Origin of the sequence: Serratia sp. 14-2641 (genome assembly GCF_001692375.1) — a bacterium.
Taxonomy (GTDB): Bacteria; Pseudomonadota; Gammaproteobacteria; order Enterobacterales; family Enterobacteriaceae; genus Chania; species Chania fonticola_C.
The window spans coordinates 118,928-143,287 of sequence record NZ_LXKR01000015.1 but is presented as its reverse complement, the minus strand read 5'-3'; the positions used below and the strand labels follow the sequence as shown (position 1 = coordinate 143,287).

Annotated in this window: 21 protein-coding genes and 2 tRNA genes; 4 read left to right on the top strand and 19 right to left on the bottom strand. The window is 54.3% G+C overall.

Annotated features, from left to right (window positions below; translation table 11 throughout):
- Window positions 1-151: 151 nt before the first annotated feature.
- The 18 genes from yedF to rlmE all read right to left on the bottom strand — a co-directional run bounded on the left by yedF (window position 152) and on the right by rlmE (window position 19,784).
- Complete coding sequence (gene yedF, locus A6U95_RS08135) at window positions 152-391, bottom strand: sulfurtransferase-like selenium metabolism protein YedF (protein WP_021179059.1); 240 nt, start codon at window positions 389-391, stop codon at window positions 152-154.
- Complete coding sequence (yedE, locus tag A6U95_RS08130) at window positions 388-1,602, bottom strand: selenium metabolism membrane protein YedE/FdhT (RefSeq protein ID WP_065684110.1); 1,215 nt, start codon at window positions 1,600-1,602, stop codon at window positions 388-390. The genes yedF and yedE overlap by 4 nt, the downstream gene beginning before the upstream one ends.
- Window positions 1,603-1,740: 138 nt before the next feature.
- Window positions 1,741-3,687, bottom strand: a complete 1,947-nt coding sequence (locus A6U95_RS08125) for a DEAD/DEAH family ATP-dependent RNA helicase (RefSeq protein ID WP_024529067.1) — start codon at window positions 3,685-3,687, stop codon at window positions 1,741-1,743.
- Window positions 3,688-3,875: 188 nt separating this feature from the next.
- On the bottom strand, window positions 3,876-4,760 hold the full coding sequence (gene nlpI / locus A6U95_RS08120; RefSeq protein WP_021179056.1) for a lipoprotein NlpI: 885 nt from the start codon (window positions 4,758-4,760) through the stop codon (window positions 3,876-3,878).
- 129 nt (window positions 4,761-4,889) lie between these two features.
- Window positions 4,890-7,010, bottom strand: coding sequence for a polyribonucleotide nucleotidyltransferase (pnp, locus tag A6U95_RS08115; protein WP_065684109.1), 2,121 nt, complete (start codon window positions 7,008-7,010; stop codon window positions 4,890-4,892).
- A gap of 240 nt (window positions 7,011-7,250) precedes the next feature.
- On the bottom strand, window positions 7,251-7,520 hold the full coding sequence (gene rpsO / locus A6U95_RS08110; RefSeq protein WP_010279698.1) for a 30S ribosomal protein S15: 270 nt from the start codon (window positions 7,518-7,520) through the stop codon (window positions 7,251-7,253).
- Between the two features lie 115 nt (window positions 7,521-7,635).
- Window positions 7,636-8,580 carry a tRNA pseudouridine(55) synthase TruB gene (truB, locus tag A6U95_RS08105; protein WP_021807515.1) on the bottom strand — a complete coding sequence of 315 codons (945 nt, stop codon included), beginning with the start codon at window positions 8,578-8,580 and terminating at the stop codon, window positions 7,636-7,638.
- Entirely contained in the window at window positions 8,580-8,990 is a 411-nt protein-coding gene (rbfA, locus tag A6U95_RS08100) for a 30S ribosome-binding factor RbfA (protein WP_021179053.1), read from the bottom strand. Before rbfA ends, truB begins: the two co-directional genes overlap by 1 nt.
- Window positions 8,991-9,059: 69 nt before the next feature.
- On the bottom strand, window positions 9,060-11,747 hold the full coding sequence (infB, locus tag A6U95_RS08095; protein WP_021807516.1) for a translation initiation factor IF-2: 2,688 nt from the start codon (window positions 11,745-11,747) through the stop codon (window positions 9,060-9,062).
- A 23-nt stretch (window positions 11,748-11,770) separates the two neighbouring features.
- Window positions 11,771-13,279, bottom strand: a complete 1,509-nt coding sequence (gene nusA, locus A6U95_RS08090; protein ID WP_024483371.1) for a transcription termination factor NusA — start codon at window positions 13,277-13,279, stop codon at window positions 11,771-11,773.
- A 21-nt stretch (window positions 13,280-13,300) separates the two neighbouring features.
- On the bottom strand, window positions 13,301-13,753 hold the full coding sequence (gene rimP, locus A6U95_RS08085) for a ribosome maturation factor RimP (protein WP_024529072.1): 453 nt from the start codon (window positions 13,751-13,753) through the stop codon (window positions 13,301-13,303).
- Between the two features lie 217 nt (window positions 13,754-13,970).
- A tRNA-Met gene (locus A6U95_RS08080) sits at window positions 13,971-14,047 on the bottom strand.
- A 60-nt stretch (window positions 14,048-14,107) separates the two neighbouring features.
- Window positions 14,108-14,194: transfer RNA gene (locus A6U95_RS08075), tRNA-Leu, on the bottom strand.
- 69 nt (window positions 14,195-14,263) lie between these two features.
- Window positions 14,264-14,599, bottom strand: a complete 336-nt coding sequence (gene secG, locus A6U95_RS08070; RefSeq protein WP_024483369.1) for a preprotein translocase subunit SecG — start codon at window positions 14,597-14,599, stop codon at window positions 14,264-14,266.
- 249 nt (window positions 14,600-14,848) lie between these two features.
- Complete coding sequence (gene glmM / locus A6U95_RS08065; RefSeq protein WP_065684108.1) at window positions 14,849-16,186, bottom strand: phosphoglucosamine mutase; 1,338 nt, start codon at window positions 16,184-16,186, stop codon at window positions 14,849-14,851.
- A gap of 7 nt (window positions 16,187-16,193) precedes the next feature.
- Complete coding sequence (folP, locus tag A6U95_RS08060; RefSeq protein ID WP_065684107.1) at window positions 16,194-17,027, bottom strand: dihydropteroate synthase; 834 nt, start codon at window positions 17,025-17,027, stop codon at window positions 16,194-16,196.
- A 139-nt stretch (window positions 17,028-17,166) separates the two neighbouring features.
- Window positions 17,167-19,098, bottom strand: a complete 1,932-nt coding sequence (gene ftsH / locus A6U95_RS08055; RefSeq protein WP_024529076.1) for an ATP-dependent zinc metalloprotease FtsH — start codon at window positions 19,096-19,098, stop codon at window positions 17,167-17,169.
- A 56-nt stretch (window positions 19,099-19,154) separates the two neighbouring features.
- Complete coding sequence (gene rlmE, locus A6U95_RS08050; protein ID WP_021179046.1) at window positions 19,155-19,784, bottom strand: 23S rRNA (uridine(2552)-2'-O)-methyltransferase RlmE; 630 nt, start codon at window positions 19,782-19,784, stop codon at window positions 19,155-19,157.
- A gap of 143 nt (window positions 19,785-19,927) precedes the next feature.
- Here rlmE and yhbY point away from each other — a divergent pair, with 143 nt between their 5' ends.
- Complete coding sequence (gene yhbY / locus A6U95_RS08045) at window positions 19,928-20,221, top strand: ribosome assembly RNA-binding protein YhbY (protein ID WP_021807520.1); 294 nt, start codon at window positions 19,928-19,930, stop codon at window positions 20,219-20,221.
- Between the two features lie 115 nt (window positions 20,222-20,336).
- Here the strand turns inward: yhbY and greA are convergent, their stop codons facing one another.
- Complete coding sequence (greA, locus tag A6U95_RS08040; RefSeq protein WP_021179044.1) at window positions 20,337-20,813, bottom strand: transcription elongation factor GreA; 477 nt, start codon at window positions 20,811-20,813, stop codon at window positions 20,337-20,339.
- 304 nt (window positions 20,814-21,117) lie between these two features.
- On the opposite strand from greA, the gene dacB reads away from it, so the two are divergent.
- From dacB to pmrB, 3 genes are read left to right on the top strand one after another with little or no spacing between them, the layout of a single operon-like run.
- Entirely contained in the window at window positions 21,118-22,551 is a 1,434-nt protein-coding gene (gene dacB, locus A6U95_RS08035) for a serine-type D-Ala-D-Ala carboxypeptidase (protein ID WP_021807522.1), read from the top strand.
- An 11-nt stretch (window positions 22,552-22,562) separates the two neighbouring features.
- On the top strand, window positions 22,563-23,225 hold the full coding sequence (gene pmrA / locus A6U95_RS08030) for a two-component system response regulator PmrA (protein ID WP_065684106.1): 663 nt from the start codon (window positions 22,563-22,565) through the stop codon (window positions 23,223-23,225).
- A complete protein-coding gene (gene pmrB, locus A6U95_RS08025) occupies window positions 23,222-24,286 on the top strand; it encodes a two-component system sensor histidine kinase PmrB (RefSeq protein ID WP_065684105.1) in 1,065 nt (354 codons plus the stop codon). The genes pmrA and pmrB overlap by 4 nt, the downstream gene beginning before the upstream one ends.
- The last annotated feature ends 74 nt before the right edge of the window (window positions 24,287-24,360 follow it).

Below are 24,360 nucleotides of genomic sequence, written 5' to 3'. Positions count from 1 at the left end.
TACGTAATGACATGGCAGATCTCTCATTCCACGGCATAAGCAGCTCCACTCAGAAGTACTCATACCTATGTTGTAAGTGTCTACCATGTCCCCGAACAAGTGTTCATGATGTCCTCGGTCTGTACAGGGAGAGGGGTGGGGGTGAGGGGGCTCAGCGCTGGATCAGGTAGCGAATGGTTGGCCCATCCTGCTGAATATCCAGCACCTTGTAGCCGTGGTTACGGGCATCGAGCGGGATATTATTGATCGACTGCGGACAGTCGCTGATCACTTCCAGTATTTCACCCGGTTTCAGCTGCGGCATCGCTTCTAACGTGGCTACCGCCGGATAAGGACAAGGCTCTCCCACCATATCCAACCGGTAATCCGGCACGATCTCGGTCTGTTTCATACTTCACTCCTTAAGTTCACCACCTGCGCATCTGGCTTGGCACGGAAAAAGCGTTTCTCCCACCACAGCATCGCGGCAAAGGCGATGGCCAGTAACAGATAAGTCACCAGCAAACCACCGATCGGCCCGAAGGTGTCCAGCAGGTTAATCTTGTCGTAGTTGGTCGCCAAGGCTGGCGCCAGATCGTCCCAGTAGTAGGCTAACAGCGTGGCACCGATAATGTTGCCCAACCCCACCCACCAGTAATGGACCTGTCCTTCCACCGCACGATACATCCAACCGGTTTCACAGCCGCCAGCCAGCACAATACCGAAGCCAAACAGCAGGCCACCCAGTACCGCGTTGGGTCCGGCCCACATGATCTTCGGCGAGACGCCCAGTTGCACGTAGCTGAAAATGCCGATGGCGCTGACCGCCATACCGATAATAATCGCTTTAGCCATATGCGTACGGCCAGTGATCCACAGATCGCGGAACGCCGAGGTAAAGCAGATCTGCGCCCGTTCAATCAGCAGGCCAAAACCGATACCAAACAGCATGGCGATACCGAGTTTCGGCGCATCAAACAGCGTCCATAATGACCAGGCCACCGTGAGGCAGAAAACCCCCATTCCCAAACGGAAACGACGGCGTGCCTGCTCGGGTTTTTGCGTCAATGGTGAGGCCGCTTTCACTCTTTGCAGCTTGACCGGAATACGGAACATCGGCAGCAAGGTAAATTTGGCACCGAAGTAAGAGCCGGCCGCCGTTGCCAGCGCAAAAAACCAGGCATGCAGCGAGAACTGTGGAATGCCGGTAAAGAAGGCCGCCAGGTTACACCCCATCGCTAAACGCGCGCCAAAACCGGCAATAATGCCGCCCAGCAATGCCTGTGCAATGCGGATGCGGTGCTGCGGCATACGTAATTTGATGTTGTTGGCCCACAGCGCAGCGGCGATGCAACCCGCAAACATACCAATAATCATGCGCCCATCAATACGATCGAGTGGTGTGCCCTGTAGGCCGATCACCTTAAAGTAACCCCACTGCTCGGGATGAAAGCCAAACCACTGCAAGATATGGCCCCCCCAGCGGGTAAATTCGCCGGTTACCGCCCAGAAGGTGCCGGTCATGCCGAAATAGTAGGTCGAGAGGATCCCGGCTGCGATCACCGCCGGTAAGGGTGCCCAAAAGCGCACCAGGTATTGAGATTTGAATTGTTGCCAGTTCACGGCAGCTCCTGTGCATCCGTAAGATAAACCTTGCGGATGATACGCCCTTTAGCAGTATTAACTGAGATATCAGGCAAAAAAAAACCAGTCCGAAGACTGGTTTTTAAGCTGATTAACCGTAAACGGTCAAATCAACGGTTATGCATCACCGAAACGGCGACGTGGTGCGGCAGGAGCTGCTGCATCGTCACGGCGTGGTGCTGGCTTGTCACGGTTGAAGTTACCGCCACGGCGTTCGCCACCGGCAGCATTACCGCCTTCACGACGCTCACCGAAAGAACGACGTGGTGCTGGTGCACCTTCGCGACGCTCACCGTTGAATGGACGGGCACCACCACGGCGCTCACCACCGTTACCACCGGCAGGACGCTCACGACGTTCATGCGGCTGTGCATCGCCCAGCAGTTGCATGTTCATCGGCTTGTTCAGAATGCGGGTGCGAGTGAAGTGATTCAGGATCTCGCCCGGCATGCCTTTTGGCAGCTCGATGGTGGAGTGGGAAGCAAACAGCTTGATGTTACCGATGTAACGGCTGCTGATGTCACCTTCGTTAGCGATCGCACCAACGATATGACGAACTTCCACGCCGTCATCACGGCCAACTTCAATGCGGTACAGCTGCATTTCACCCACGTCACGGCGTTCGCGACGTGGACGCTCAGCACCAGCTTCACGGCTGTCTGGACGTGCGTCACGACGACGGTCGCTACCACGTTCGTCACGATCGTTGAACTCACGACGTTGACGCGGTTTGAACACTGGATCTGGTGGCAGGATCAGAGGACGCTCGCCCTGTGCCATTTTCAGCAGTGCAGCAGCCAGCGTTTCCATATCCAGATCTTCACCCGGCTGCAGCTTAGCCAGCAGCGCACGGTACATATCCAGATCGCTGCTTTCCAGCTGCTGCTGAACTTTAGCGGCAAACTTGGCCAGGCGGCGCTCACCCAGCAGATCTGCGTTTGGCAGCTCGACTTCAGGGATGGTCAGCTTCATGGTGCGTTCGATGTTGCGCAGCAGGCGGCGTTCGCGGTTTTCTACGAACAGCAGCGCACGGCCAGCACGGCCAGCACGACCGGTACGGCCGATACGGTGAACGTAAGACTCTGAATCCATAGGGATATCATAGTTTACCACCAGGCTGATACGCTCAACGTCCAGACCACGAGCGGCAACGTCGGTGGCGATCAGAATATCCAGACGGCCACTTTTCAGACGCTCCAGGGTCTGCTCACGCAGCGCCTGGTTCATGTCACCGTTCAGTGCGGCACTGTTGTAACCGCTGCGCTCCAGCGCTTCGGCCACTTCCAGGGTCGCATTTTTGGTACGTACGAAGATGATCGCCGCGTCAAAATCTTCAGCTTCCAGGAAACGCACCAGCGCTTCGTTTTTACGCATGCCCTGCACGGTCCAGTAGCTCTGGCTAATGTCCGGACGAGTGGTGATGCTGGACTGAATGCGCACTTCCTGTGGATCTTTCATGAAGCGACGGGTAATACGACGGATCGCTTCCGGCATGGTCGCAGAGAACAGCGCGGTCTGATGTTCAGCCGGGATCTCCGCCATGATGGTTTCTACGTCTTCGATAAAGCCCATGCGCAGCATTTCGTCGGCTTCGTCCAGAACCAGGCCTTTCAGGCCAGAAAGGTTCAGGGTGCCACGTTTCAGGTGGTCCAGCAGACGGCCCGGGGTCCCTACTACGATTTGCGGGCCCTGACGCAGAGCGCGCAGCTGCACGTCATAACGTTGGCCACCGTACAGGGCCACCACGTTAACGCCATGCATGTGCTTGGAGAAATCGGTCATGGCTTCAGCGACCTGAACCGCCAGTTCGCGGGTTGGAGCCAGTACCAGGATTTGTGGTGCTTTCAGGGCTGCATCGAGGTTGTGCAGCAGGGGCAGCGAGAACGCCGCAGTTTTACCACTACCGGTCTGCGCCATGCCCAGCACGTCGCGGCCGTTCAACAGGTGAGGAATACACTCAGCCTGGATCGGTGATGGTTTTTCGTAGCCCAGATCGGTCAGGGCAGCAATGATCGGAGCAGACAGCCCCAGGTCAGCAAAAGAGGTTTCAAGCTCAGTAGTCATGTACACGTGCCTCATTAATAATGGCAGCCAGTCTACATAACTCGTCGAGAAAATTTTCAGTCATTTTCATTGAAAAGTGTGAACCGGCTCAAATTAGATTATAAAACAGACAAAAAAGCCCTCGCCCGTTAAGGCGATTACTTTGGTCAAAAAAACCAATGTAAATCAGGCTGATAAGTGTCCGTCAGCTATTGCTGGTCCGATTCCGATAGGTCGTCTTGTTCTTGGCCCAACAGCGCCAATTCCAACAATGCATAGCGGTGCTCAACAAAGTTATGAACATTGTTAGCCACCGTCAGTTTGAACAGCGCCGAAGCGGTGTCCTTGTCCCCCAGACTTAGGTAGTGCTTACCTAAATAGAAGTCAGTTTCACTGAGATGCTCAGCGAGCGAAGTGTTATCCGTTGCATCTGCCTTGAGGCGTTCCATCAGCGTTTTTTCGCTGATTTTGCCCAGGTAGAATTCGACAATATTCCATCCCCATTGCCCTCTGTCCGATTTGTCATAACGCTGCTGGAGCGATACGGTAGCCATCTTGGGATCGATTTCTCTCTCCACCAGATAAAGCCACAGCGAACGGAAGGGATCGTTTGGGTCGTCTTGATAAAACGCCTGCAGATCATCCTGCGCCAACGGGAAGCGGCCGCCATAATACAGTGCGATGCCCCGGTTTAAACGCGCGTAATTGTAAGTTGGATCAAGCTCTAGTACAGAATCAAACGCTTCATAGGCAGCATCAAAATTGCCTGCCTGCGTTAAGTAAATGCCCAGGTAGTTGAAAACTTCTGGCATATCAGGACGTATCGCTAGCGCTTGTGAAAAGTCATTGCGCGCTAGAGCACGTAAACCTAGGCTATCATACAGCACACCGCGCTCATATAAAAGCTGTGCTCGCTCATCGTCCGTTAATGCCCGGCTGGCAAGTATTTGTTCCATGCGCGCCAGGATCACTTCCTGCTGCAGCGTAGGCTGCAACGGAATAGCCAGAACTTCGTCTTTACGCCAATCATGGTTGCTGCATCCTGCCAGCAATAGTGCTGTCGCAACGTAACACCAGCGCAAGAAAGGCTTCATTTCCCACTCCCGAAGACAAACATTGGATGAACGTCCTGTCCTCCGCTTGCTAATACGCGAGTATCCTACCCACGCGATAAGGACAGCCCCCAACCCTAACGGCAGGGAGCTGTAAAACTGCTGATACAGTTATTCTGCTTCTGGTGCAGGAGCCGCAGCGGATTCTGGCGCTGTAGCTTCTTTGATGCTCAGACGCACACGGCCCTGGCGATCAACTTCCATTACCTTAACCGGTACTTCCTGACCCATCTGCAGATAGTCGGTCACTTTCTCAACGCGCTTGTCGGCGATTTGAGAGATGTGCACCAGGCCTTCTTTACCGCCGCCGATGGCCACGAAGGCACCAAAATCAACGATACGGGTTACTTTACCCTGATACACACGGCCAACTTCGATCTCAGCGGTGATCTCTTCGATGCGGCGGATAGCGAACTTCGCTTTGTCGCCATCGGTCGCAGCAATCTTCACTGTACCGTCATCTTCAATTTCGATCGTGGTGCCAGTTTCTTCGGTCAACGCACGGATGACTGAGCCACCTTTACCGATCACATCTTTGATCTTGTCTGGATTGATCTTGATGGTGTGAATACGTGGTGCGAACTCAGAGATATCGCCACGCGGCGTGCTGATAGCCTGTTCCATCACGCCCAGAATGTGCAGACGCGCACCCTTGGCCTGGTTCAGAGCCACCTGCATGATTTCGCGGGTGATACCTTCAATTTTAATGTCCATCTGCAGCGCGGTGATACCATCGCGGCTACCGGCCACTTTGAAGTCCATGTCGCCCAGGTGATCTTCGTCACCCAGAATATCAGACAGTACAACAAAGTTTTCTTCTTCTTTCACCAGGCCCATTGCGATACCCGCAACGGCGGCCTTGATTGGCACACCTGCGTCCATCAGTGCCAGAGAAGCACCACAAACGGAAGCCATTGAAGAAGAACCGTTGGATTCGGTGATTTCAGACACCACACGTACGGTGTACGGGAAATCTTCTGGTTTAGGCATCATAGCTAAAACGCCACGTTTTGCCAGACGACCATGGCCGATTTCACGACGCTTCGGTGAACCTACCATGCCGGTTTCACCAACAGAGTACGGAGGGAAGTTGTAGTGGAACAGGAAGCTGTCGGTTTTCTCGCCCATCAGCTCGTCGATGTTCTGTGCGTCACGCGCGGTACCCAGAGTGGCGGTAACCAGCGCCTGAGTTTCACCACGGGTGAACAGTGCGGAACCGTGGGTACGTGGCAGAACGCCAGTGCGCACGTCCAGACCACGGATCATGTCTTTCTCACGGCCATCGATACGCGGCTCGCCACGCAGCACACGGCTACGTACGACGTTTTTCTCAACGGTGCCCAGGATGTCCTGAATTTCAGACGCGTCCAGAGTTTCGTCTTGCGCCAGCAGAGTTTCCACTACGCTGTCTTTGATCGCATCAACCTGAGCGTAACGCTCTTGTTTTTCGGTGATGTGGTAAGCATCGCCCAGACGGCTTTCGGCCAGCTCGGCTACGCGCGCATGCAGCGCTTCGTTAACCGCTGGTGCCTGCCAATCCCACTTCGGCTTGCCAGCTTCGGCAACCAGAGCGTTAATGTTTTCGATAACGATTTGCTGTTGGTCATGGCCAAACACGACTGCGCCCAGCATCTGATCTTCGCTCAGCACGTCCGCTTCGGATTCCACCATCAGCACTGCGCCTGCGGTACCGGCAACCACCAGGTCCAGACGGCTTTCTTTCAGCTCGTCGGTGGTTGGGTTCAGTACGTACTGATCGTTGATGTAACCCACGCGTGCAGAACCGATTGGGCCATTGAACGGAATACCGGACAGGCTCAGGGCAGCAGAGGCACCGATCATCGCTACGATGTCTGGGTTTACCTGTGGGTTCACAGAAACCACGGTGGCGATCACTTGCACTTCGTTCAGGAAGCTATCTGGGAACAGTGGGCGGATCGGACGGTCGATCAGACGGGAAGTCAGGGTTTCGCCTTCGCTCGGACGGCCTTCACGACGGAAGAAGCTACCCGGGATACGGCCAGCAGCGTAGGTACGCTCCTGATAGTTCACGGTCAGAGGGAAGAAGCTCTGGCCTGGTTTGGCTTTCTTCTGGCCTACTACGGTGACGAATACTGCGGTGTCATCCATGCTCACCATCACGGCGGCAGTGGCTTGACGTGCCATCATACCGGTTTCAAGCGTCACGGTGTGTTGGCCATATTGGAATTTGCGAATAATCGGAGTCAGCAAAATTTAATCCTTAATTGGTGGCGCGCAATCGTTCTTCGACTCGACACGCCTGTGGTTCACTGACCTTCTCACTACATCCTCGCGACTAATGACAATCCTTATCTCTCATGAGATAAAGCCTCTCATTAGCCGCGCGAACCTCTGTAACGGAAGATCCTCAGTAATACATTAACCTGATTTGCTTATGCTTCCTAGAAGAAAGGGGCCAAATTTGGCCCCTTTCTACTGAAACTTGCTCGATTAGCGACGCAGACCCAGACGCTCGATCAGGCTGGTGTAACGTGCTACATCTTTACGCTTCAGGTAGTCCAGCAGCTTACGACGCTGAGAAACCATACGCAGCAGACCACGACGGCTGTGGTGATCTTTTTTGTGCTCTGAGAAGTGGCCTTGCAGATGGTTGATCTGCGCAGTCAACAGGGCAACCTGAACTTCGGTAGAACCGCTGTCGTTAGTACCACGACCGAAGTCAGCTACGATTTTAGCTTTAGCTTCAACACTTAGAGACATTGTCATACTCCAAAATTATATATAATAAATACAGGCGCCGATCTCTAATTCAGCAACCCAATGCATAAGCTGCGCCATTCTACTCTTAGCGCAGGGCGATCGCAAGGCGGGCAGGTCAGTCGAAATATTCGACAACCAGGCGGCGCGGCGCGACTCGGCCATCATCGGCAATCTCGCCAATGCCGATAAATTTACGTTCTTCGCCTTCGGTAATGCGCACCAGACCCGAGGCCGGAGCCCCTGCGGCCTGCACCGGCTGCCCTTGCTTGACGTAACCCGCTACCGCTGGCAACAGGTTCACTTCAGGAAAGTCTTCAGCCGGGCTATCCATCGGCATCAGCAATGGATCGAGCAGTTCGCTCGGCGCAATGCTCTGCTCCTGTGCCTGCTCCACTAACGCATTCAGCTGTTCCAACGTGACCATGCGGGCGATCGGGTACTTCGCCACCTGCAGGCGGCGCAGATAAATCACGTGTGCGCCACAGCCCAGCAACTCACCGAGGTCATCCGTGATGGTGCGGATGTAGGTGCCTTTTGAGCAGTGAATTTCCAGCTCAAGCTCATCCCCTTCCCAGCGGATAAACTGCAACTCATACACGGTGATGCTGCGTGCTTCACGCGGGACTTCGATACCCTGGCGAGCATATTCATACAGCTTTTTGCCCTGGTATTTCAGTGCGGAATACATCGAAGGCACCTGCTGGATGTTACCCCTGAAGGTGTCCAGCGCGGTATCAAGCTGCGCTTGGGTGAAGTTTACCGGCCGCTCCTGCACGATCTGACCATCGGCATCCGAGGTATCCGTGCGCTGGCCCAAACGGGCAATCACGCGGTAACGCTTGTCGGAATCGAGCAGGTACTGGGAGAACTTGGTGGCCTCACCCAGACAGATTGGCAGCATACCGGTCGCCAGTGGATCGAGCGCGCCGGTGTGGCCCGCGCGGTTGGCATTGTAGATACGCTTTACTTTTTGCAGGGCATCGTTAGACGACAGGCCCTGCGGTTTGTCCAGCAGCAGTACGCCGTGAATGTCACGGCCGCGACGGCGAGGGCGACTCATTAAGCCTCCTCTTCATCGCCTGATGCATTGCGACGTTCGGCATCGTTCTTCACTACGTTGGTCACCAGGTTGGACATACGCATGCCTTCAACCAGTGAGTTATCGTAAGAGAAGGTCAGTTCCGGCACTACGCGCAGGCGCATCGCTTTGCCCAGCAGCGTACGGATATAGCCAGAAGCATCCTGCAACGCTTTAATGCCGTTGGTCACCAGATCCGGATCGTGGTTTTCGGTCAGCACGTTCAGGAAGGTGACGTAAACTTTGGCGTAAGCCAGATCGCGAGACACTTCAACACCTGAAACGGTAGCCATGCCGACACGCGGATCTTTGACTTCACGCTGCAAGATCATCGCAATCTCTTTTTGCATTTCTTGTGCCACGCGTTGACCGCGGCTGAATTCTTTTGCCATTTGGAAACCCTCCAGACAAATCGGGGGGCACAAGGCCCCCCTAAAACAGATTTAAGCGTTTTTCGAGGCTTAAGCGATGGTACGCTGGATCTCGATGATTTCGAACACTTCGATCATGTCGCCAACGCGCACGTCGTTGTAGTTCTTAACGCCGATACCACATTCCATACCGTTACGGACTTCGTTAACGTCATCTTTGAAGCGGCGCAGGGATTCCAGCTCACCTTCATAGATAACCACGTTGTCACGCAGTACGCGAATTGGGTTGTGACGCTTGATGTTGCCTTCGGTCACCATACAGCCGGCAACAGCGCCGAACTTAGGTGATTTGAACACATCACGTACTTCAGCCAGACCGATGATCTGCTGTTTGTACTCAGGCGCCAACATACCGCTCATCGCCTGCTTCACTTCGTCGATCAGGTTATAGATCACGGAGTAGTAACGCAGATCCAGGCTTTCTGACTCGATCACGCGGCGGGCAGAAGCATCCGCACGCACGTTGAAGCCCAGGATGATGGCGTTGGATGCCGCAGCCAGGGTCGCGTCGGTTTCGGTGATACCACCGACGCCAGAACCCACAATCTTCACCTTCACTTCGTCGGTGGAGAGTTTCTGCAGTGAATCGGAGATCGCTTCACAGGTACCCTGTACGTCGGTTTTCAGCACGATGTTCAGTTCAGAAACTTCACCTTCGGTCATGTTCGCGAACATGTTCTCCAGTTTAGATTTCTGCTGGCGAGCCAGTTTAACTTCGCGGAACTTGCCTTGACGGTACAGCGCAACTTCACGCGCTTTCTTCTCGTCACGCACGACGGTCGCTTCGTCACCCGCAGCAGGAACGCTGGACAGGCCCAGGATCTCAACTGGGATAGAAGGACCCGCAGAGGTCACTTCACGGCCCAATTCGTCACGCATCGCACGAACACGGCCATACTCGAAGCCGCACAGGACGATATCGCCCTTGTTCAGCGTCCCTTCCTGTACCAGTACGGTAGCCACTGGGCCACGGCCTTTATCCAGGAAGGATTCGATTACCACACCACTCGCCATGCCGCTACGAACCGCTTTCAGTTCAAGAACTTCGGCCTGCAGCAGGATAGCATTCAACAGTTCGTCGATACCGGTACCGGCTTTCGCAGATACGTGGACGAACTGAGCTTCACCGCCCCACTCTTCTGGCATAACGCCATACTGAGACAGCTCTTGCTTAACGCGGTCCGGATCGGCTTCTGGTTTGTCAATTTTGTTAACCGCAACCACCAATGGCACTTTAGCCGCCTGAGCATGCTGAATGGCTTCGATGGTTTGTGGCATCACGCCGTCGTCTGCTGCTACGACCAGAACCACGATATCGGTCGCCTGAGCACCACGAGCACGCATTGAGGTAAACGCTGCGTGGCCTGGGGTATCCAGGAAGGTGATCATGCCGTTTTCGGTTTCTACGTGGTAAGCACCGATGTGCTGGGTAATACCACCTGCTTCGCCAACCGCCACCTTGGTGGAGCGGATGTAGTCGAGCAGAGAGGTTTTACCATGGTCAACGTGGCCCATGATGGTCACGACTGGGGCACGAGACTCGGCACCGGCGCCGGTATCACGGTCGCTCATCAGCGCTTCTTCCAGCTCGTTCTCACGACGCAGGATAACTTTGTGGCCCATCTCTTCGGCAACCAGCTGTGCGGTTTCCTGGTCGATGACCTGGTTGATGGTGGCCATGGCGCCCAGCTTCATCATCGCTTTGATGACCTGAGAACCTTTTACCGCCATCTTGTTAGCCAGTTCGGCAACGGTGATGGTCTCGCCGATCACCACGTCACGGTTCACCACCTGAGCTGGCTTGTTAAAGCCCTGCTGCAGGGTGCTTGGCTTACGCTTGCCTTTACCGCCACGGGTCATGGTGCGAGCTTCTTCGCGGTCTGCTTTAGACTCGGAGAGCTTGTTGCCTTTCTTCTGTTTGGTCGCTTTGCCACCGCGAGTACGGCTACGGCGCTCACCTTCAACTTTGGCGTCGTTTTCGTCTTCGGCAGCACGAGCGTGCTCGGAGGTGGTTACGTGGTAGTCGGCTGTTTCAACCGCAGCGCTTGCTGCTTCGGCTTCGGCCCACTTCTCACCGTTTTCTTCGGCCATACGGCGCGCTTCTTCCGCTACGCGTTTGGCATCTTCTTCCACCTTACGGCGTACTTCTTCTTCCGCTTTACGTTTCAGTTCGGCGGCTTCGGCTTCACGGCGTGCTTTTTCTGCCTGAGCTGGCTTGGTCATTTCGTCGGTATGTTGATTGGTCACTTTTTCTTTTTCCGCTGAATTACGCTTAGCAATCTCCGCGGCCTCACGTTTGGCTTGCTCTTCGGCTGCGCGCTTAGCTTCTGCTTCGCGTTTCGCTAGCTCTTCCGCTTCGCGCCTTGCCTGCTCTTCCGCTTCACGCTGTGCCTGCTCAGCCGCTTCAGCCTGTTGGGCTTCCTGCGGATCGCGATTTACATAAGTGCGTTTCTTGCGGACCTCAATTTGCACCGATTTACTCTTACCGCCGGTGCTCGGAATATTCAAGGTGCTGCGCGTTTTGCGCTGCAACGTGAGTTTGCTTGGCGCACTACCGTGTTCACGGTTCAGGTGCGCCAGTAAGGTTTCTTTCTCATGCTGTGTCACAGAGTCGGTCTCAGACTTGTTAATCCCTGCATCAGCAAATTGCTGTACCAGGCGATCAACCGGTGTCTGTATCTCTGCTGCCAGCGATTTTACGGTTACATCTGTCGTCATGCTGTTCCTTCCTGCTACAGTTATTACGCGTTGTCGCCAAACCAACAGATATTACGTGCGGCCATAATCAGCTCGCCGGCTTGCTCATCGCTAAGCCCTTCAATATCAGCCAGATCGTCAACACCCTGCTCGGCAAGATCTTCCAGCGTACAAACCCCACGCGCGGCCAGTTTAAAGGCCATGCTGCGCTCAAGACCCGGAAGGTTGAGCAAATCATCAGCAGGTTTTTGGTCGCCCAGGCTTTCTTCCTGTGCCAGGGCCAGCGTGGTCAATGCAGCTTTGGCGCGATCGCGCAACGCTTCAACCATATCTTCATCCAGACCGTCGATTTCCAGCAGCTCTTTGATTGGCACGTAAGCCAGTTCTTCCAGCGTAGAGAAGCCTTCTTCGACCAGAACGGTGGCGAAATCTTCGTCGATATCAAGATACTTGGTGAAGGTATCAATGGCGGCATGAGCCTCGGCCTGATGCTTGGCCTGCAGATCGTCCGCCGTCATCACGTTCAGTTCCCAGCGATCATCATCACGATGCTGTTTCAACAGTTGGGAAGCTAAACGCACGTTTTGGCCATTACGGCCGATCGCCTGTGCCAGGTTGCTGGCTTCAACGGCGATATCCATCGTGCACCGATCTTCATCTACCACGATCGAGGCAACATCTGCCGGGGCCATGGCGTTAATGACGAACTGTGCAGGGTTATCATCCCACAGGATGATATCAATACGTTCCCCGCCAAGCTCGCTCGAAACGGCCTGGACGCGGGCACCGCGCATACCGACACAGGCACCGACCGGGTCGATACGCTTGTCGTTGGTTTTCACGGCAATTTTTGCACGGGAGCCAGGATCGCGGGCTGCCGCTTTAATCTCTATCACTTCTTCGCCAATTTCCGGCACTTCGATGCGGAACAGCTCTTTGAGCATATCCGGGCTGGAACGGCTAACGAACAGTTGCGCACCGCGCGCTTCCGGACGTACTGCGTACAGTACACCGCGGATGCGGTCACCCGGGCGGAAGTTTTCGCGTGGCAGCATATCTTCACGGCCAATGACCGCTTCAGCGTTGCTACCCAGATCCAGCGCAATGCTGTCACGGTTCACTTTTTTCACCACGCCGGTGACGATTTCACCTTCGTGTTGGCGGAAGGCGTCAACCACCATCGCGCGCTCGGCTTCACGTACTTTCTGTACGATAACCTGCTTCGCGGTCTGAGTGGTGATACGGTCGAAGGTCACAGATTCGATCTGATCTTCGATATAGCCGCCCAGTTCCATGGACGGGTCTTCATACTGTGCAGCTTCCAGCGTGATCTCACGCGTTGGCTGGGTCACTTCATCAACGGCAACCCAACGGCGGAAGGTGTCGAAATCGCCAGTCTTACGGTCAATGCTGACACGGACCTCGATTTCCTGCTCATATTTTTTCTTGGTGGCGGTGGCTAAAGCGGTTTCCAGGGCTTCGAAAATCTTCTCACGTGGTAGGGATTTTTCATTGGAAACTGCTTCAACAACAGCCAGAATCTCTTTGTTCATCCTAGTTGCCTCATCCAAACTTTAAAAGTGGGGTACCAGGTTCGCTTTCTGAATATTACTCAGCGCGAACACTTCATCTTTCCCATCCACAGTAACCGTGATCATCTCGCCTTCTACAGACTTGATGATGCCCTGCCATTTGCGGCGGTTTTGTATCGCCATACGCAGAACAACGCTGACTTCTTCACCGAGAAAACGTTGATAGTGTTCCGCGGTAAACATAGGGCGCTCAAGGCCAGGAGAGGAAACTTCCAGGTTGTAAGCGACCGTGATCGGATCTTCGACGTCCAGTACAGCGCTGACCTGGTGGCTGACATCAGCGCAATCATCAACATTGATTCCGTTGTCACTATCAATATAGATGCGTAGTGTCGATTGGCGCGCCCGAATAAATTCGATGCCTACGAGCTCAAAGCCCAACGCCTCTACCGGTGCGGAAAGCATCTCTGTTAATTTTTGCTCTAATGTGGACAAGCCCACCCCCAAGACATAAAAAAAGGGCCTAATAGCCCAGTGATTCTGTTGCCAAATAACAAAAAACCCCGAAAATTCGGGGCTTTATGCAACTGGACCCTGTTTGCCGCAAAGCGGCTTCGGTGCAACTTTCTAGCAAGTGCCATTTTCAAATGTTGATCGAGAAAAGCGGAATTCAATCGAAAAGTGTATTTGAAAATAAACACTTAAAGGAAAGTGGTTGCGGGGGCCGGATTTGAACCGACGACCTTCGGGTTATGAGCCCGACGAGCTACCAGGCTGCTCCACCCCGCGTCCGAAAACGTGGCAAATATTACGCCGATAATTGCAAAAACGCAAGTTATCTCTGGGATTTGGTACCGAGGATGGGACTCGAACCCACAAGCCCGTTAGGGCACTACCACCTCAAGGTAGCGTGTCTACCAATTCCACCACCTCGGTACTGATTTTTACTGCTAACGGCTGTTTCTGTTGAGGTCGAAAACAACCGTGTTCAAACTTTTCAGCGGCTTACTGCGGGATATCACTGACCGGTTTAGCTGGTGCTGCCGGAGTGCTAGTCTGCTCAGTTTGCGCTGGCTGACCCAGGTTTTCCCACTCGCTGCCTTTCTTGCCCTGATTGGTGCTCAGGTTGCCCAGGATCAGACTGATGACGAAGAACAACGTCGCCAGGACAGCCGTCATGCGGGTCATAAAGTTGCCTGAACCGGTCGATCCGAAGAATGTGCCAGAAGCACCTGCTCCGAATGAGGCTCCCATATCAGCGCCTTTACCTTGCTGTAGCATGATCAGAGCGACTAGCCCGATCGATATCAGCAAGAAAATTACCAGAAGAGCTTCGTACATAGTGGTACCTGTATCCTTGCGGGTTCACCGCGTGCCAAATGCTTCTCACCCCAGATGCTTCCAAACTAAAGAAGGCGTGGCGTGTCACTAAAACAGCCCACTGAAGCGGGTGTGAATACTAACCAAAGCCATCAAAGCGCGCAAGGGCAATTTGCAACCGCCGATGCGTTTGCGGAAAAAAACAGCAAAAACAGGGCTGATCGGGAAATTACGCAGGCACTGACAACGTACCTGCGTAAAAACAGCGTGTTAACCTGCCAGCTTGACCGCATCGGCGATACGGTGCGCCAGCGCGATAACCTGCTGCTCATCTTCGCCTTCCACCATTACGCGGATCAATGGCTCAGTGCCCGACTTACGCAGCAGCACACGGCCACGACCGGCCAATTCTGCTTCGACCTGCTCAGCGACCTTCAACACCGCCTCTGACTCCAGTGGGTTATGCTCACCGACAAAGCGCACGTTGACCAGGACCTGTGGCAGTAATTTCATACCGCTGCACAGGTCGTGCAGGCTCATGTTATTACGCACAATTGCCGTCAACACTTGCAGGCCAGCGACGATACCGTCCCCGGTGGTAGTTTTGTCCAGCAGGATCACGTGGCCGGAGTTTTCCGCCCCAATGCGCCAGCCCAACTCTTGCAGTTTTTCCAGTACGTAGCGGTCACCCACCTTGGCACGGGCAAACGGGATGCCGAGCTGCTTCAGTGCCAGCTCCAGGCCCATATTGCTCATCAGGGTACCCACGGCACCGCCGCGCAGTTGCCCCTGGCGCAGGCCTTCACGAGCAATGATGTAGAGGATCTGATCGCCGTCGACCTTGTTACCCAGGTGATCCACCATCATCACGCGGTCGCCATCGCCATCAAAGGCCAGGCCAACGTGTGCTTGCTCTTCCAGCACGCGTGCTTGCAGTTGGCGAACATCGGTAGCGCCACATTCCTCGTTGATATTCATACCATTCGGCTCACAGCCGATGGCGATCACTGTAGCACCCAACTCGCGCAAGACGCTTGGGGCAATGTGATAGGTAGCTCCGTTGGCGCAGTCCACCACGATCTTCAGCCCGTTCAGGCTAAGTTCGCTCGGGAAGGTGCCTTTACAGAATTCGATATAGCGCCCTGCGGCATCGACAATGCGGCTGGCTTTACCCAGCTCGGCAGATTCGACACAGGTCAGTGGTTTTTCCATTTCCGCTTCTATGGCCTCTTCCACATCGTCTGGCAGTTTGGCGCCATCGATAGAGAAGAACTTGATGCCGTTATCATAGAACGGGTTATGCGAGGCAGAAATTACGATCCCGGCTTCCGCACGGAACGTTCGGGTCAGATAAGCCACCGCCGGCGTTGGCATCGGGCCAGTAAACGAAGCGGATAGCCCCGCAGCTGCCAGCCCAGCTTCCAGCGCCGACTCCAGCATATAGCCAGAAATGCGGGTGTCTTTGCCGATGATGATCTTACGGGAGCCGTGACGCGCCAATACTTTGCCAGCCGCCCAGCCAAGCTTGAGGACGAATTCTGGGGTAATTGGATTGTCACCGACTTTGCCACGAATACCGTCGGTACCAAAATATTTGCGTTCGCTCATGTTTCTACTATCCCTTAGCTGAAAGTGTTGCCTCGACGACACGCATCGCCTCGACGGTTTCTTTGACATCATGCACTCTGACTATCTGCGCCCCCTGCATCGCGGCAATCACCGCACAGGCCACGCTGCCGATAACCCGCTGTTCGGGTGGGACATTCAATAGCTGCCCAATCATAGATTTACGCGACATCCCCACCAACAGTGGCAAGCCAAAGTGATGAAATTCCGCCAATCGGGCCAGAAGCTGATAATTATGCGCTAAATTCTTACCGAAACCGAAGCCTGGGTCGAGTAACAATTTCTGTTTTGCTATGCCGCCTGCAATACAGAGGTCAATATGCTGCTGGAAAAACGCATTAACGTCCGCCATCAGGTCATCGTAATGCGGTGCTTGCTGCATGGTACGCGGCTCGCCTTGCATATGCATCAGGCACACTGGCAGACCGCTTTCAGCGGCTGCCTGCAACGCACCAGGCTCCTGCAGCGAGCGAACGTCGTTGATCAGATGCGCACCGGCTTTAGCGGATTCGCGGATCACACCGGCTTTTGAGGTATCCACCGAGATAAAAATCTCAAACCGCTGCGCCAAGGCTTCCACTACTGGCACAACGCGCTCAATCTCTTCCTCTTCACTGACCTCGGCAGCGCCCGGGCGCGTGGACTCGCCCCCCACATCGATCATCGTTGCACCTGCCGAAATCAGCGCATGCGCATGCAGCAGAGCATCATTCAGCGAATTATGCCGCCCGCCGTCAGAGAAGGAGTCTGGGGTAACGTTGAGGATCCCCATCACCCGAGGATGGTTGAGATCGAGGATTTGGTCGCGCACGGTTAACTGCATGATTAATCTACCTTGGAGTCAATACTACTCAGTTGCCTGGAGTGGATCCCGCCCCTCTCACCCAAGGAGAGGCAGCAATTTTCAGCCAGCAATAAAAAACCCCGGCTGGCCGGGGTTTTATTTTACGCTACAGCCGATGTTACTTGTCGAGCTGTTCAGACATGGTGTTGCCTGGGTTTGGTGTACGCGGCTCATCTACCGGCGTTGGCGCTTTTGGTGTGCCACCGTTGTCGGAGTTGTTGCTTTTCGCCACGTCGTCCCAACCTGCTGGCGGACGCACATCTTTACGGTTCATCAGGTCGTCGATCTGCGGTGCATCGATGGTTTCATATTTCATCAGTGCATCTTTCATCGAATGCAGGATGTCCATGTTTTCCATCAGCAACGCACGTGCGCGAATGTAGTTGCGCTCAATCAGGGATTTGACTTCCTGGTCGATGATACGTGCGGTTTCGTCCGACATGTGTTTCGCCTTGGCCACAGAACGGCCCAGGAATACCTCGCCCTCTTCTTCCGCATACAGCAATGGCCCCAGCTTCTCAGAGAAGCCCCATTGGGTCACCATGTTGCGGGCGATCGAGGTAGCGACTTTAATGTCGTTCGATGCACCGGTAGAGACTTTTTCCGGCCCGTAAATAATTTCTTCTGCCAGACGGCCACCGTACAGGGTGGAGATTTGGCTTTCCAGCTTCTGACGGCTGGCGCTGATCGCATCCCCTTCCGGCAGGAAGAAGGTCACGCCGAGCGCACGGCCACGAGGAATAATCGTGACTTTATGCACCGGGTCATGCTCAGGAACCAGGCGGCCAATGATGGCGTGGCCCGCTTCGTGATAGGCGGTAGATTCTTTCTGCGCTTCCGTCATCACCATGGAGCGACGTTCCGCACCCATCATGATCTTGTCCTTGGCTTTTTCGAACTCCACCATCGACACCACGCGCTTGTTGCCACGTGCTGCGAACAGGGCAGCTTCGTTGACCAGGTTGGCCAAGTCCGCACCGGAGAAGCCCGGAGTACCACGTGCAAGCACAGAAGCATCAACATCTGGCGCCAACGGCACACGACGGGAGTGCACCTTCAGGATTTGCTCACGGCCACGCACGTCTGGCAGCCCAACCACCACTTGGCGGTCGAAACGGCCTGGACGCAGTAACGCAGGGTCCAGTACGTCAGGACGGTTGGTTGCCGCGATGACGATAATGCCTTCGTTGCCTTCAAAACCGTCCATCTCAACCAGCATCTGGTTCAGCGTTTGCTCACGTTCATCGTGACCACCGCCCAGACCTGCGCCACGTTGGCGGCCTACGGCGTCGATTTCATCGATAAAGATGATGCACGGTGCCGCTTTCTTGGCCTGTTCGAACATGTCACGGACGCGGGATGCACCCACACCGACGAACATTTCGACGAAGTCAGAACCCGAAATGGTGAAGAACGGGACTTTCGCCTCGCCGGCAATCGCTTTCGCCAGCAGGGTTTTACCGGTACCCGGAGGGCCAACCATCAGCACGCCTTTCGGGATCTTGCCGCCCAGCTTCTGGAAACGGCTCGGTTCGCGCAGGTAGTCTACCAGTTCACTCACTTCTTCTTTTGCTTCGTCACAGCCTGCAACGTCGGCAAAAGTGGTTTTAATCTGGTCTTCCGTCAGCATACGGGCCTTGCTCTTGCCGAAGGACATCGCGCCCTTGCCGCCGCCGCCCTGCATTTGCCGCATGAAGAAGATCCAGACCCCAATCAACAACAGCATTGGGAACCAGGAAATAAAGATGGAAGCCAGCAAACTTGGCTCTTCCGGTGGCTCACCAACAACTTTCACGTTTTTGGTTAACAACGTATCCAGTAACTTAGGATCGTTGACCGGGATGTAAGTGGTGTACTTGTTGCTGTCTTTACGGACAACGTTGATTTCACGCCCATTAATGCGCGCTTCACGGATCTGATCTTGGGTCAGTTCGGTCATGAAGGTAGAGTAATCTACCCTACGGCCATTAGACTCGCTGGGCCCAAAGCTCTGGAATACCGACATCAAAACGACCGCGATGACTAGCCAGAGAATTAGGTTTTTCGCCATGTCACTCAAGGGATTAACCTCATATTACAACTGTGTTAACAAACAGCGTTAGGGTACTACAGTTTCCGCCCTGTCGCTACAATGTACACTTCACGCGAACGTGCGCGAGAAGCGTCTGGCTTACGAATCTTAACCTTCGTAAACAGGGAGCGAATTTCCCGTAGGTACTCGTCAAAACCATCTCCCTGGAACACCTTCACCAGGAAACTACCGCCTGGTGCGAGAACATCACGACACATTTCCAGTGCTAATTCCACCAGATACATCGATTTTGGGATATCGACCGCCGGGGTGCCGCTCATATTCGGGGCCATGTCAGACATGACTACCTGAACCTTACTATCACCTACACGTTCCAACAGTGCTTTGAGGACCAGTTCATCACGAAAATCGCCCTGAAGGAAATCGACGCCAACGATAGGATCCATTGGCAAAATATCACAGGCAATGATACGCCCGTTACCACCAATCTGGGTTACCACATATTGCGACCAACCGCCCGGTGCAGCCCCCAAATCAACGACCGTCATACCCGGCTTGAACAGTTTGTCACTTTGCTGGATTTCATCAAGTTTAAACCAGGCACGCGAACGCAGCCCTTTTTTCTGCGCCTGCAGCACATATTTATCGCTAAAGTGTTCTTGGAGCCAGCGACTGGAACTGGCCGAACGCTTTTTATTTGCCATCGAGTATTCCAACTATCCTAAAAAGAGTCTCATGCCAGGTTCGCTTCTCACGTAAACTCAATTCGGTGCAGACCGATTTGGTGATACACATGAGATGGCGGTAGAATGTACCGTTTTCAATCCCAACTTAAGCAAAAAAGACAATGAATCTGAATAATAAACAAAAACAACACCTGAAAGGCCTGGCACATCCGTTAAAACCGGTGGTCATGCTGGGTAATAACGGTCTCACCGAAGGGGTGTTGGCTGAAATTGAGCTGGCTCTGGAGCATCACGAGCTGATCAAAGTAAAAATTGCAGCCGAAGATCGCGAAACCAAAACCCTGATCGCCGACGCTATTGTGCGTGAAACGGGTGCCTGCAATGTGCAAGTGATCGGCAGTACGCTTATTCTTTACCGCCCGTCGAAAGAGCGCAAGATCACTTTGCCGCGCTAATCCGCAATCTGTTTGCTGAGACGGTGCCATGCGCCGGGCTCAGATAAAAGGCCGCTTGCGGCCTTTTTCCTTTCTTTACAAAACCCTGCTGAACTTTTAACCAACTCGGGCGAAATTAAAGATATTCCACTTTCAGAATTTCGTATTCTACATCACCACCCGGGGTTTTGATGACAACAACATCATCTTGCTCTTTGCCAATCAGGCCACGAGCCATCGGTGAGTTGACAGAAATAAGATTTTTCTTAAAGTCTGCTTCATCATCACCCACGATGCGGTAAGTCACCTGATCTTCGCTATCCAGGTTCATCACCGAGACGGTAGCACCAAAAATCACGCGGCCAGTCTGAGGCATTTTGGTGATGTCGATCACCTGCGCATTGGACAGTTTGGCCTCGATTTCCTGGATACGTCCTTCACAGAAACCCTGCTGTTCACGAGCGGCATGGTACTCGGCGTTTTCTTTCAGGTCACCGTGTTCGCGTGCGGTGGCGATGTCGGCAATGATTTTCGGGCGACGCACACCTTTCAAATATTCTAGTTCTTCACGCAGCTGTTCTGCGCCAAACAAGGTCATCGGGATCTGTTTCATCGTTAAATACCTCTAAATCTATCCTGTTCAAATATACCCGTGGTGTTGCAAGCTAACCGCAGCTCAACATCCCCAGGGCATTAACGTCATCCTGACGTGTTCGTATGAAATTACGGCAGGCGTTGCGCCTTCCGTCTCCAGGCGATAAACAAAAGAAACCGAGCTCGGAGGTTTGCTCCAAGTCAGCGTCGATTTTGCATTTTGATACGCATTTTAGCCTAGAGTTCCTTAAGGGTCATCGTTTACTTTATCCCTTGATGCACCGTAGTATGACAGCACGTTATCCAGCTGTTACCCCGAGATTATGCGTTTTTCACGAATTGTCAGTGTATTGGCCTGCGCATTTGCTGTTAATGCCCATGCGGCCCCGGTTGAAGATTACACACAATATTTGCCTGATGGGGCGAACCTGGCCCTGATAGTTCAGAAGATTGGCGCGACCACGCCAACCATCGACTATCACTCACAGCAAATGGCACTCCCGGCCAGCACCCAGAAGGTGCTTACTGCGCTGGCGGCTTTGTTGCAGCTCGGGCCGGATTATCGCTTCACCACGACACTGGAAAGTCAGGGCAACATCACGGATGGCGTGTTGCGTGGCAACCTTATCGCCCGTTTCAGCGGAGATCCCACCTTCAAGCGGCAGAATCTGCGCAATATGGTGGCGGAACTGAAAAAACAGGGAGTGCGCGAAATCAGCGGCGATGTGCTGGTCGATACCTCGGTATTTGCCAGCCATGACAAAGCGCCCGGCTGGCCCTGGAACGATATGACCCAATGTTTCAGCGCCCCGCCAGCGGCGGCAATTGTCGATCGCAACTGTTTCTCGGTTTCCCTTTACAGCGCCCCTAACCCCGGTGAGATGGCGTTTATTCGCGTGGCCTCATTCTACCCGGTCAATATGTTCAGCCAGGTAAGAACACTGGCGAAAGGCTCTCCGGATGCCCAATATTGTGAACTGGATGTGGTGCCGGGCGAATTGAACCGCTTTACACTGACGGGATGCCTGACCCAGCGTAGTGAACCACTGCCGTTGGCATTCGCCATTCAAGATGGAGCCAGCTATGCCGGTGCCATCCTGAAAGATGAGCTGGTCAAGTCAGGGATCCAGATTGGCGGCCATTTGAAACGCCAAACCCAGCCAGGCATGACGGGCACGGTGATCGCCCAGACACAGTCTGCACCGTTGCATGACCTGCTGAAAATCATGCTGAAGAAGTCGGACAACATGATTGCCGATACCGTGTTTCGCACCATCGGCCATGAACGCTTTGGCGTACCGGGCACCTGGCGCGCGGGAGCAGATGCAGTTCGCCAGGTTCTGCGCCAGAAGGCCGGGGTAGACCTAGGTAACAGCATCGTGGTGGACGGCTCTGGCCTGTCGCGCCACAACCTGCTGGCACCTGCAACCATGATGCAGGCGTTGCAATATATTGCTCAGCACGACAGCGAGCTCAACTTTATCTCGATGCTGCCGCTGTCCGGTTATGATGGCACGCTGCGCTATCGCGGTGGCCTGCACGAAGCCGGGGTCGACGGTAAGGTTTCTGCCAAAACCGGGGCGTTGCAAGGGGTCTATAACTTGGCCGGCTTTATCACTACGGCCAGCGGTCAGCGCCTTGCCTTTGTCCAATATCTATCGGGTTACGCGGTGCCACCAGAAGATCAAAAACAGCGCCGAGCGCCGCTGGTGCGGTTCGAAAGCCGGCTGTATCGGGATATCTATCAGAACAATTGAGGCCCAAGGGCATGAAGCTACTGATTGTTGAGGATGATGAGTTATTGCAGCAAGGCGTGGCGTTGGCAATGTCCAATGAAGGCTACGCCTGTGATTGTGCGGCCAGTGCTGCGCAGGCCAATAGCCTGATCGTCACCAGCCAGTACAGTATGGTGATCCTTGACCTCGGCCTGCCAGATATTGACGGTGCCACCCTGCTGCGGCAATGGCGTCGTCAACACATCAGCATCCCGGTGTTGATCCTCACCGCACGCGACGCGTTGCAAGACCGTGTCGATGGCCTGGACGCCGGTGCCGATGACTATCTGGTCAAACCCTTTGCGCTGATTGAGCTGCAAGCCCGGGTACGGGCACTGCTCCGCCGCTATCAGGGCCACAGCGATAACCTGCTGCAACAGGACGATCTGACGCTCAACCTGTCCAGCCAGCAGGTGTATCTGCAGCAGCAGGCGATAGACGTCACGCCGAAAGAGTTTGCCATTCTGTCGCGTCTGATAATGCGGGCCGGGCAAACCGTCAACCGTGAGCTGTTGCAACAGGATCTCTATACCTGGAACGACGATCTGGGCTCGAATACCCTCGAAGTCCATATGCACAACTTGCGCCGTAAACTGGGCAAAGATCGTATCCGTACCGTTCGTGGCATCGGTTACCGTCTGGAGCCCGCATCTTGATCAGCATGCGCCGTCGTTTGCTGCTGATGTTGGCCCTGATCCTGCTGGTCACCCAGCTCATCAGCGCGTTTTGGCTATGGCATGAAAGCCAGGAGCAGATCAGTTTCCTGGTGGATGAAACCCTGTCGGCCAAAGTTCGCAACGAGCGGGTCGATACCGAGATTGCCGAAGCGATCGCTTCCCTGCTTGCCCCTTCGCTGATCATGATGGTGGTGACCCTGCTAGCCTCCTTCTGGGCCATCAGTTGGATTATCCGGCCGCTGAATCAACTGCAGGAAAAGCTGGAGAAACGTTCCGCAGATAATCTGACTCCTTTGCCAGTATCCAACGACAGTCTGGAGATGATGGCGGTTACCAAGGCATTGAATCAGCTTTTTTCACGCCTTGACCATACCATCCAGCAAGAGCGGCTGTTCACTGCCGATGCAGCCCACGAATTACGTACGCCGCTGGCGGGGATCCGGCTGCATCTGGAACTGATGGAGCAACAGGGGATTGCGGGCAGTAAACAGTTGATCGCCCGCATTGACCAACTGATGCACGTGGTCGAGCAATTGCTGATGCTGTCACGGGCCGGGCAGGATTTCGCCAGTGGCCATTACCAGCAGTTTGACTGGGTAACCAACGTTGTTCAGCCATTGCAGGAAGAGTTGAAAGAGCTAGCCGCTCTGCGCGGGCAAAAGATTGTCTGGCAACTGCCAGCCAATGCCCCGACCCATGGCGATCCGGTGCTGCTGCGTCTGATGCTGCGTAATCTGGTTGAAAATGCGCACCGCTATGGCCCCGAGAAGAGTGTCATCCGTGTTCAGCTCACCCCCGAGAATAATGGGCAACGATTACAGGTGCTCGATGAGGGGCCGGGTATCAAGCAAGAAATGGCGGGAGAGTTGACTCAGGCCTTCCGCCGGATGGATCAGCGTTATGGCGGCAGCGGGCTGGGATTGAATATCGTGATCCGTATCGTTCAGTTGCACCGTGGCTGTCTACGCCTGGAAAACCGCACCGATGCCAACGGCCTGGATGCACAGTGCTGGTTACCCGATAATATTTTGAATCACTAACGTCGCATCATCGATTGAGGTTTCAGCAACCTCAACAAACAACAAGGGCCCGGTCCACTGAACCGAGCCCTTGT

What these genes read in the sequence shown, in the direction of transcription:
- dacB (WP_021807522.1), top strand. Translation starts at nt 21,118, where the DNA reads ATGCGTTTTTCACGAATTGTCAGTGTATTGGCCTGCGCATTTGCTGTT.
- infB (WP_021807516.1), bottom strand. Translation starts at nt 11,747, where the DNA reads ATGACGACAGATGTAACCGTAAAATCGCTGGCAGCAGAGATACAGACA.
- nusA (WP_024483371.1), bottom strand. Translation starts at nt 13,279, where the DNA reads ATGAACAAAGAGATTCTGGCTGTTGTTGAAGCAGTTTCCAATGAAAAA.
- rlmE (WP_021179046.1), bottom strand. Translation starts at nt 19,784, where the DNA reads ATGGCAAATAAAAAGCGTTCGGCCAGTTCCAGTCGCTGGCTCCAAGAA.
- A6U95_RS08125 (WP_024529067.1), bottom strand. Translation starts at nt 3,687, where the DNA reads ATGACTACTGAGCTTGAAACCTCTTTTGCTGACCTGGGGCTGTCTGCT.
- nlpI (WP_021179056.1), bottom strand. Translation starts at nt 4,760, where the DNA reads ATGAAGCCTTTCTTGCGCTGGTGTTACGTTGCGACAGCACTATTGCTG.
- rbfA (WP_021179053.1), bottom strand. Translation starts at nt 8,990, where the DNA reads ATGGCAAAAGAATTCAGCCGCGGTCAACGCGTGGCACAAGAAATGCAA.
- pmrA (WP_065684106.1), top strand. Translation starts at nt 22,563, where the DNA reads ATGAAGCTACTGATTGTTGAGGATGATGAGTTATTGCAGCAAGGCGTG.
- yhbY (WP_021807520.1), top strand. Translation starts at nt 19,928, where the DNA reads ATGAATCTGAATAATAAACAAAAACAACACCTGAAAGGCCTGGCACAT.
- truB (WP_021807515.1), bottom strand. Translation starts at nt 8,580, where the DNA reads ATGAGTCGCCCTCGCCGTCGCGGCCGTGACATTCACGGCGTACTGCTG.
- glmM (WP_065684108.1), bottom strand. Translation starts at nt 16,186, where the DNA reads ATGAGCGAACGCAAATATTTTGGTACCGACGGTATTCGTGGCAAAGTC.
- yedF (WP_021179059.1), bottom strand. Translation starts at nt 391, where the DNA reads ATGAAACAGACCGAGATCGTGCCGGATTACCGGTTGGATATGGTGGGA.
- ftsH (WP_024529076.1), bottom strand. Translation starts at nt 19,098, where the DNA reads ATGGCGAAAAACCTAATTCTCTGGCTAGTCATCGCGGTCGTTTTGATG.
- folP (WP_065684107.1), bottom strand. Translation starts at nt 17,027, where the DNA reads ATGCAGTTAACCGTGCGCGACCAAATCCTCGATCTCAACCATCCTCGG.
- rpsO (WP_010279698.1), bottom strand. Translation starts at nt 7,520, where the DNA reads ATGTCTCTAAGTGTTGAAGCTAAAGCTAAAATCGTAGCTGACTTCGGT.
- greA (WP_021179044.1), bottom strand. Translation starts at nt 20,813, where the DNA reads ATGAAACAGATCCCGATGACCTTGTTTGGCGCAGAACAGCTGCGTGAA.
- secG (WP_024483369.1), bottom strand. Translation starts at nt 14,599, where the DNA reads ATGTACGAAGCTCTTCTGGTAATTTTCTTGCTGATATCGATCGGGCTA.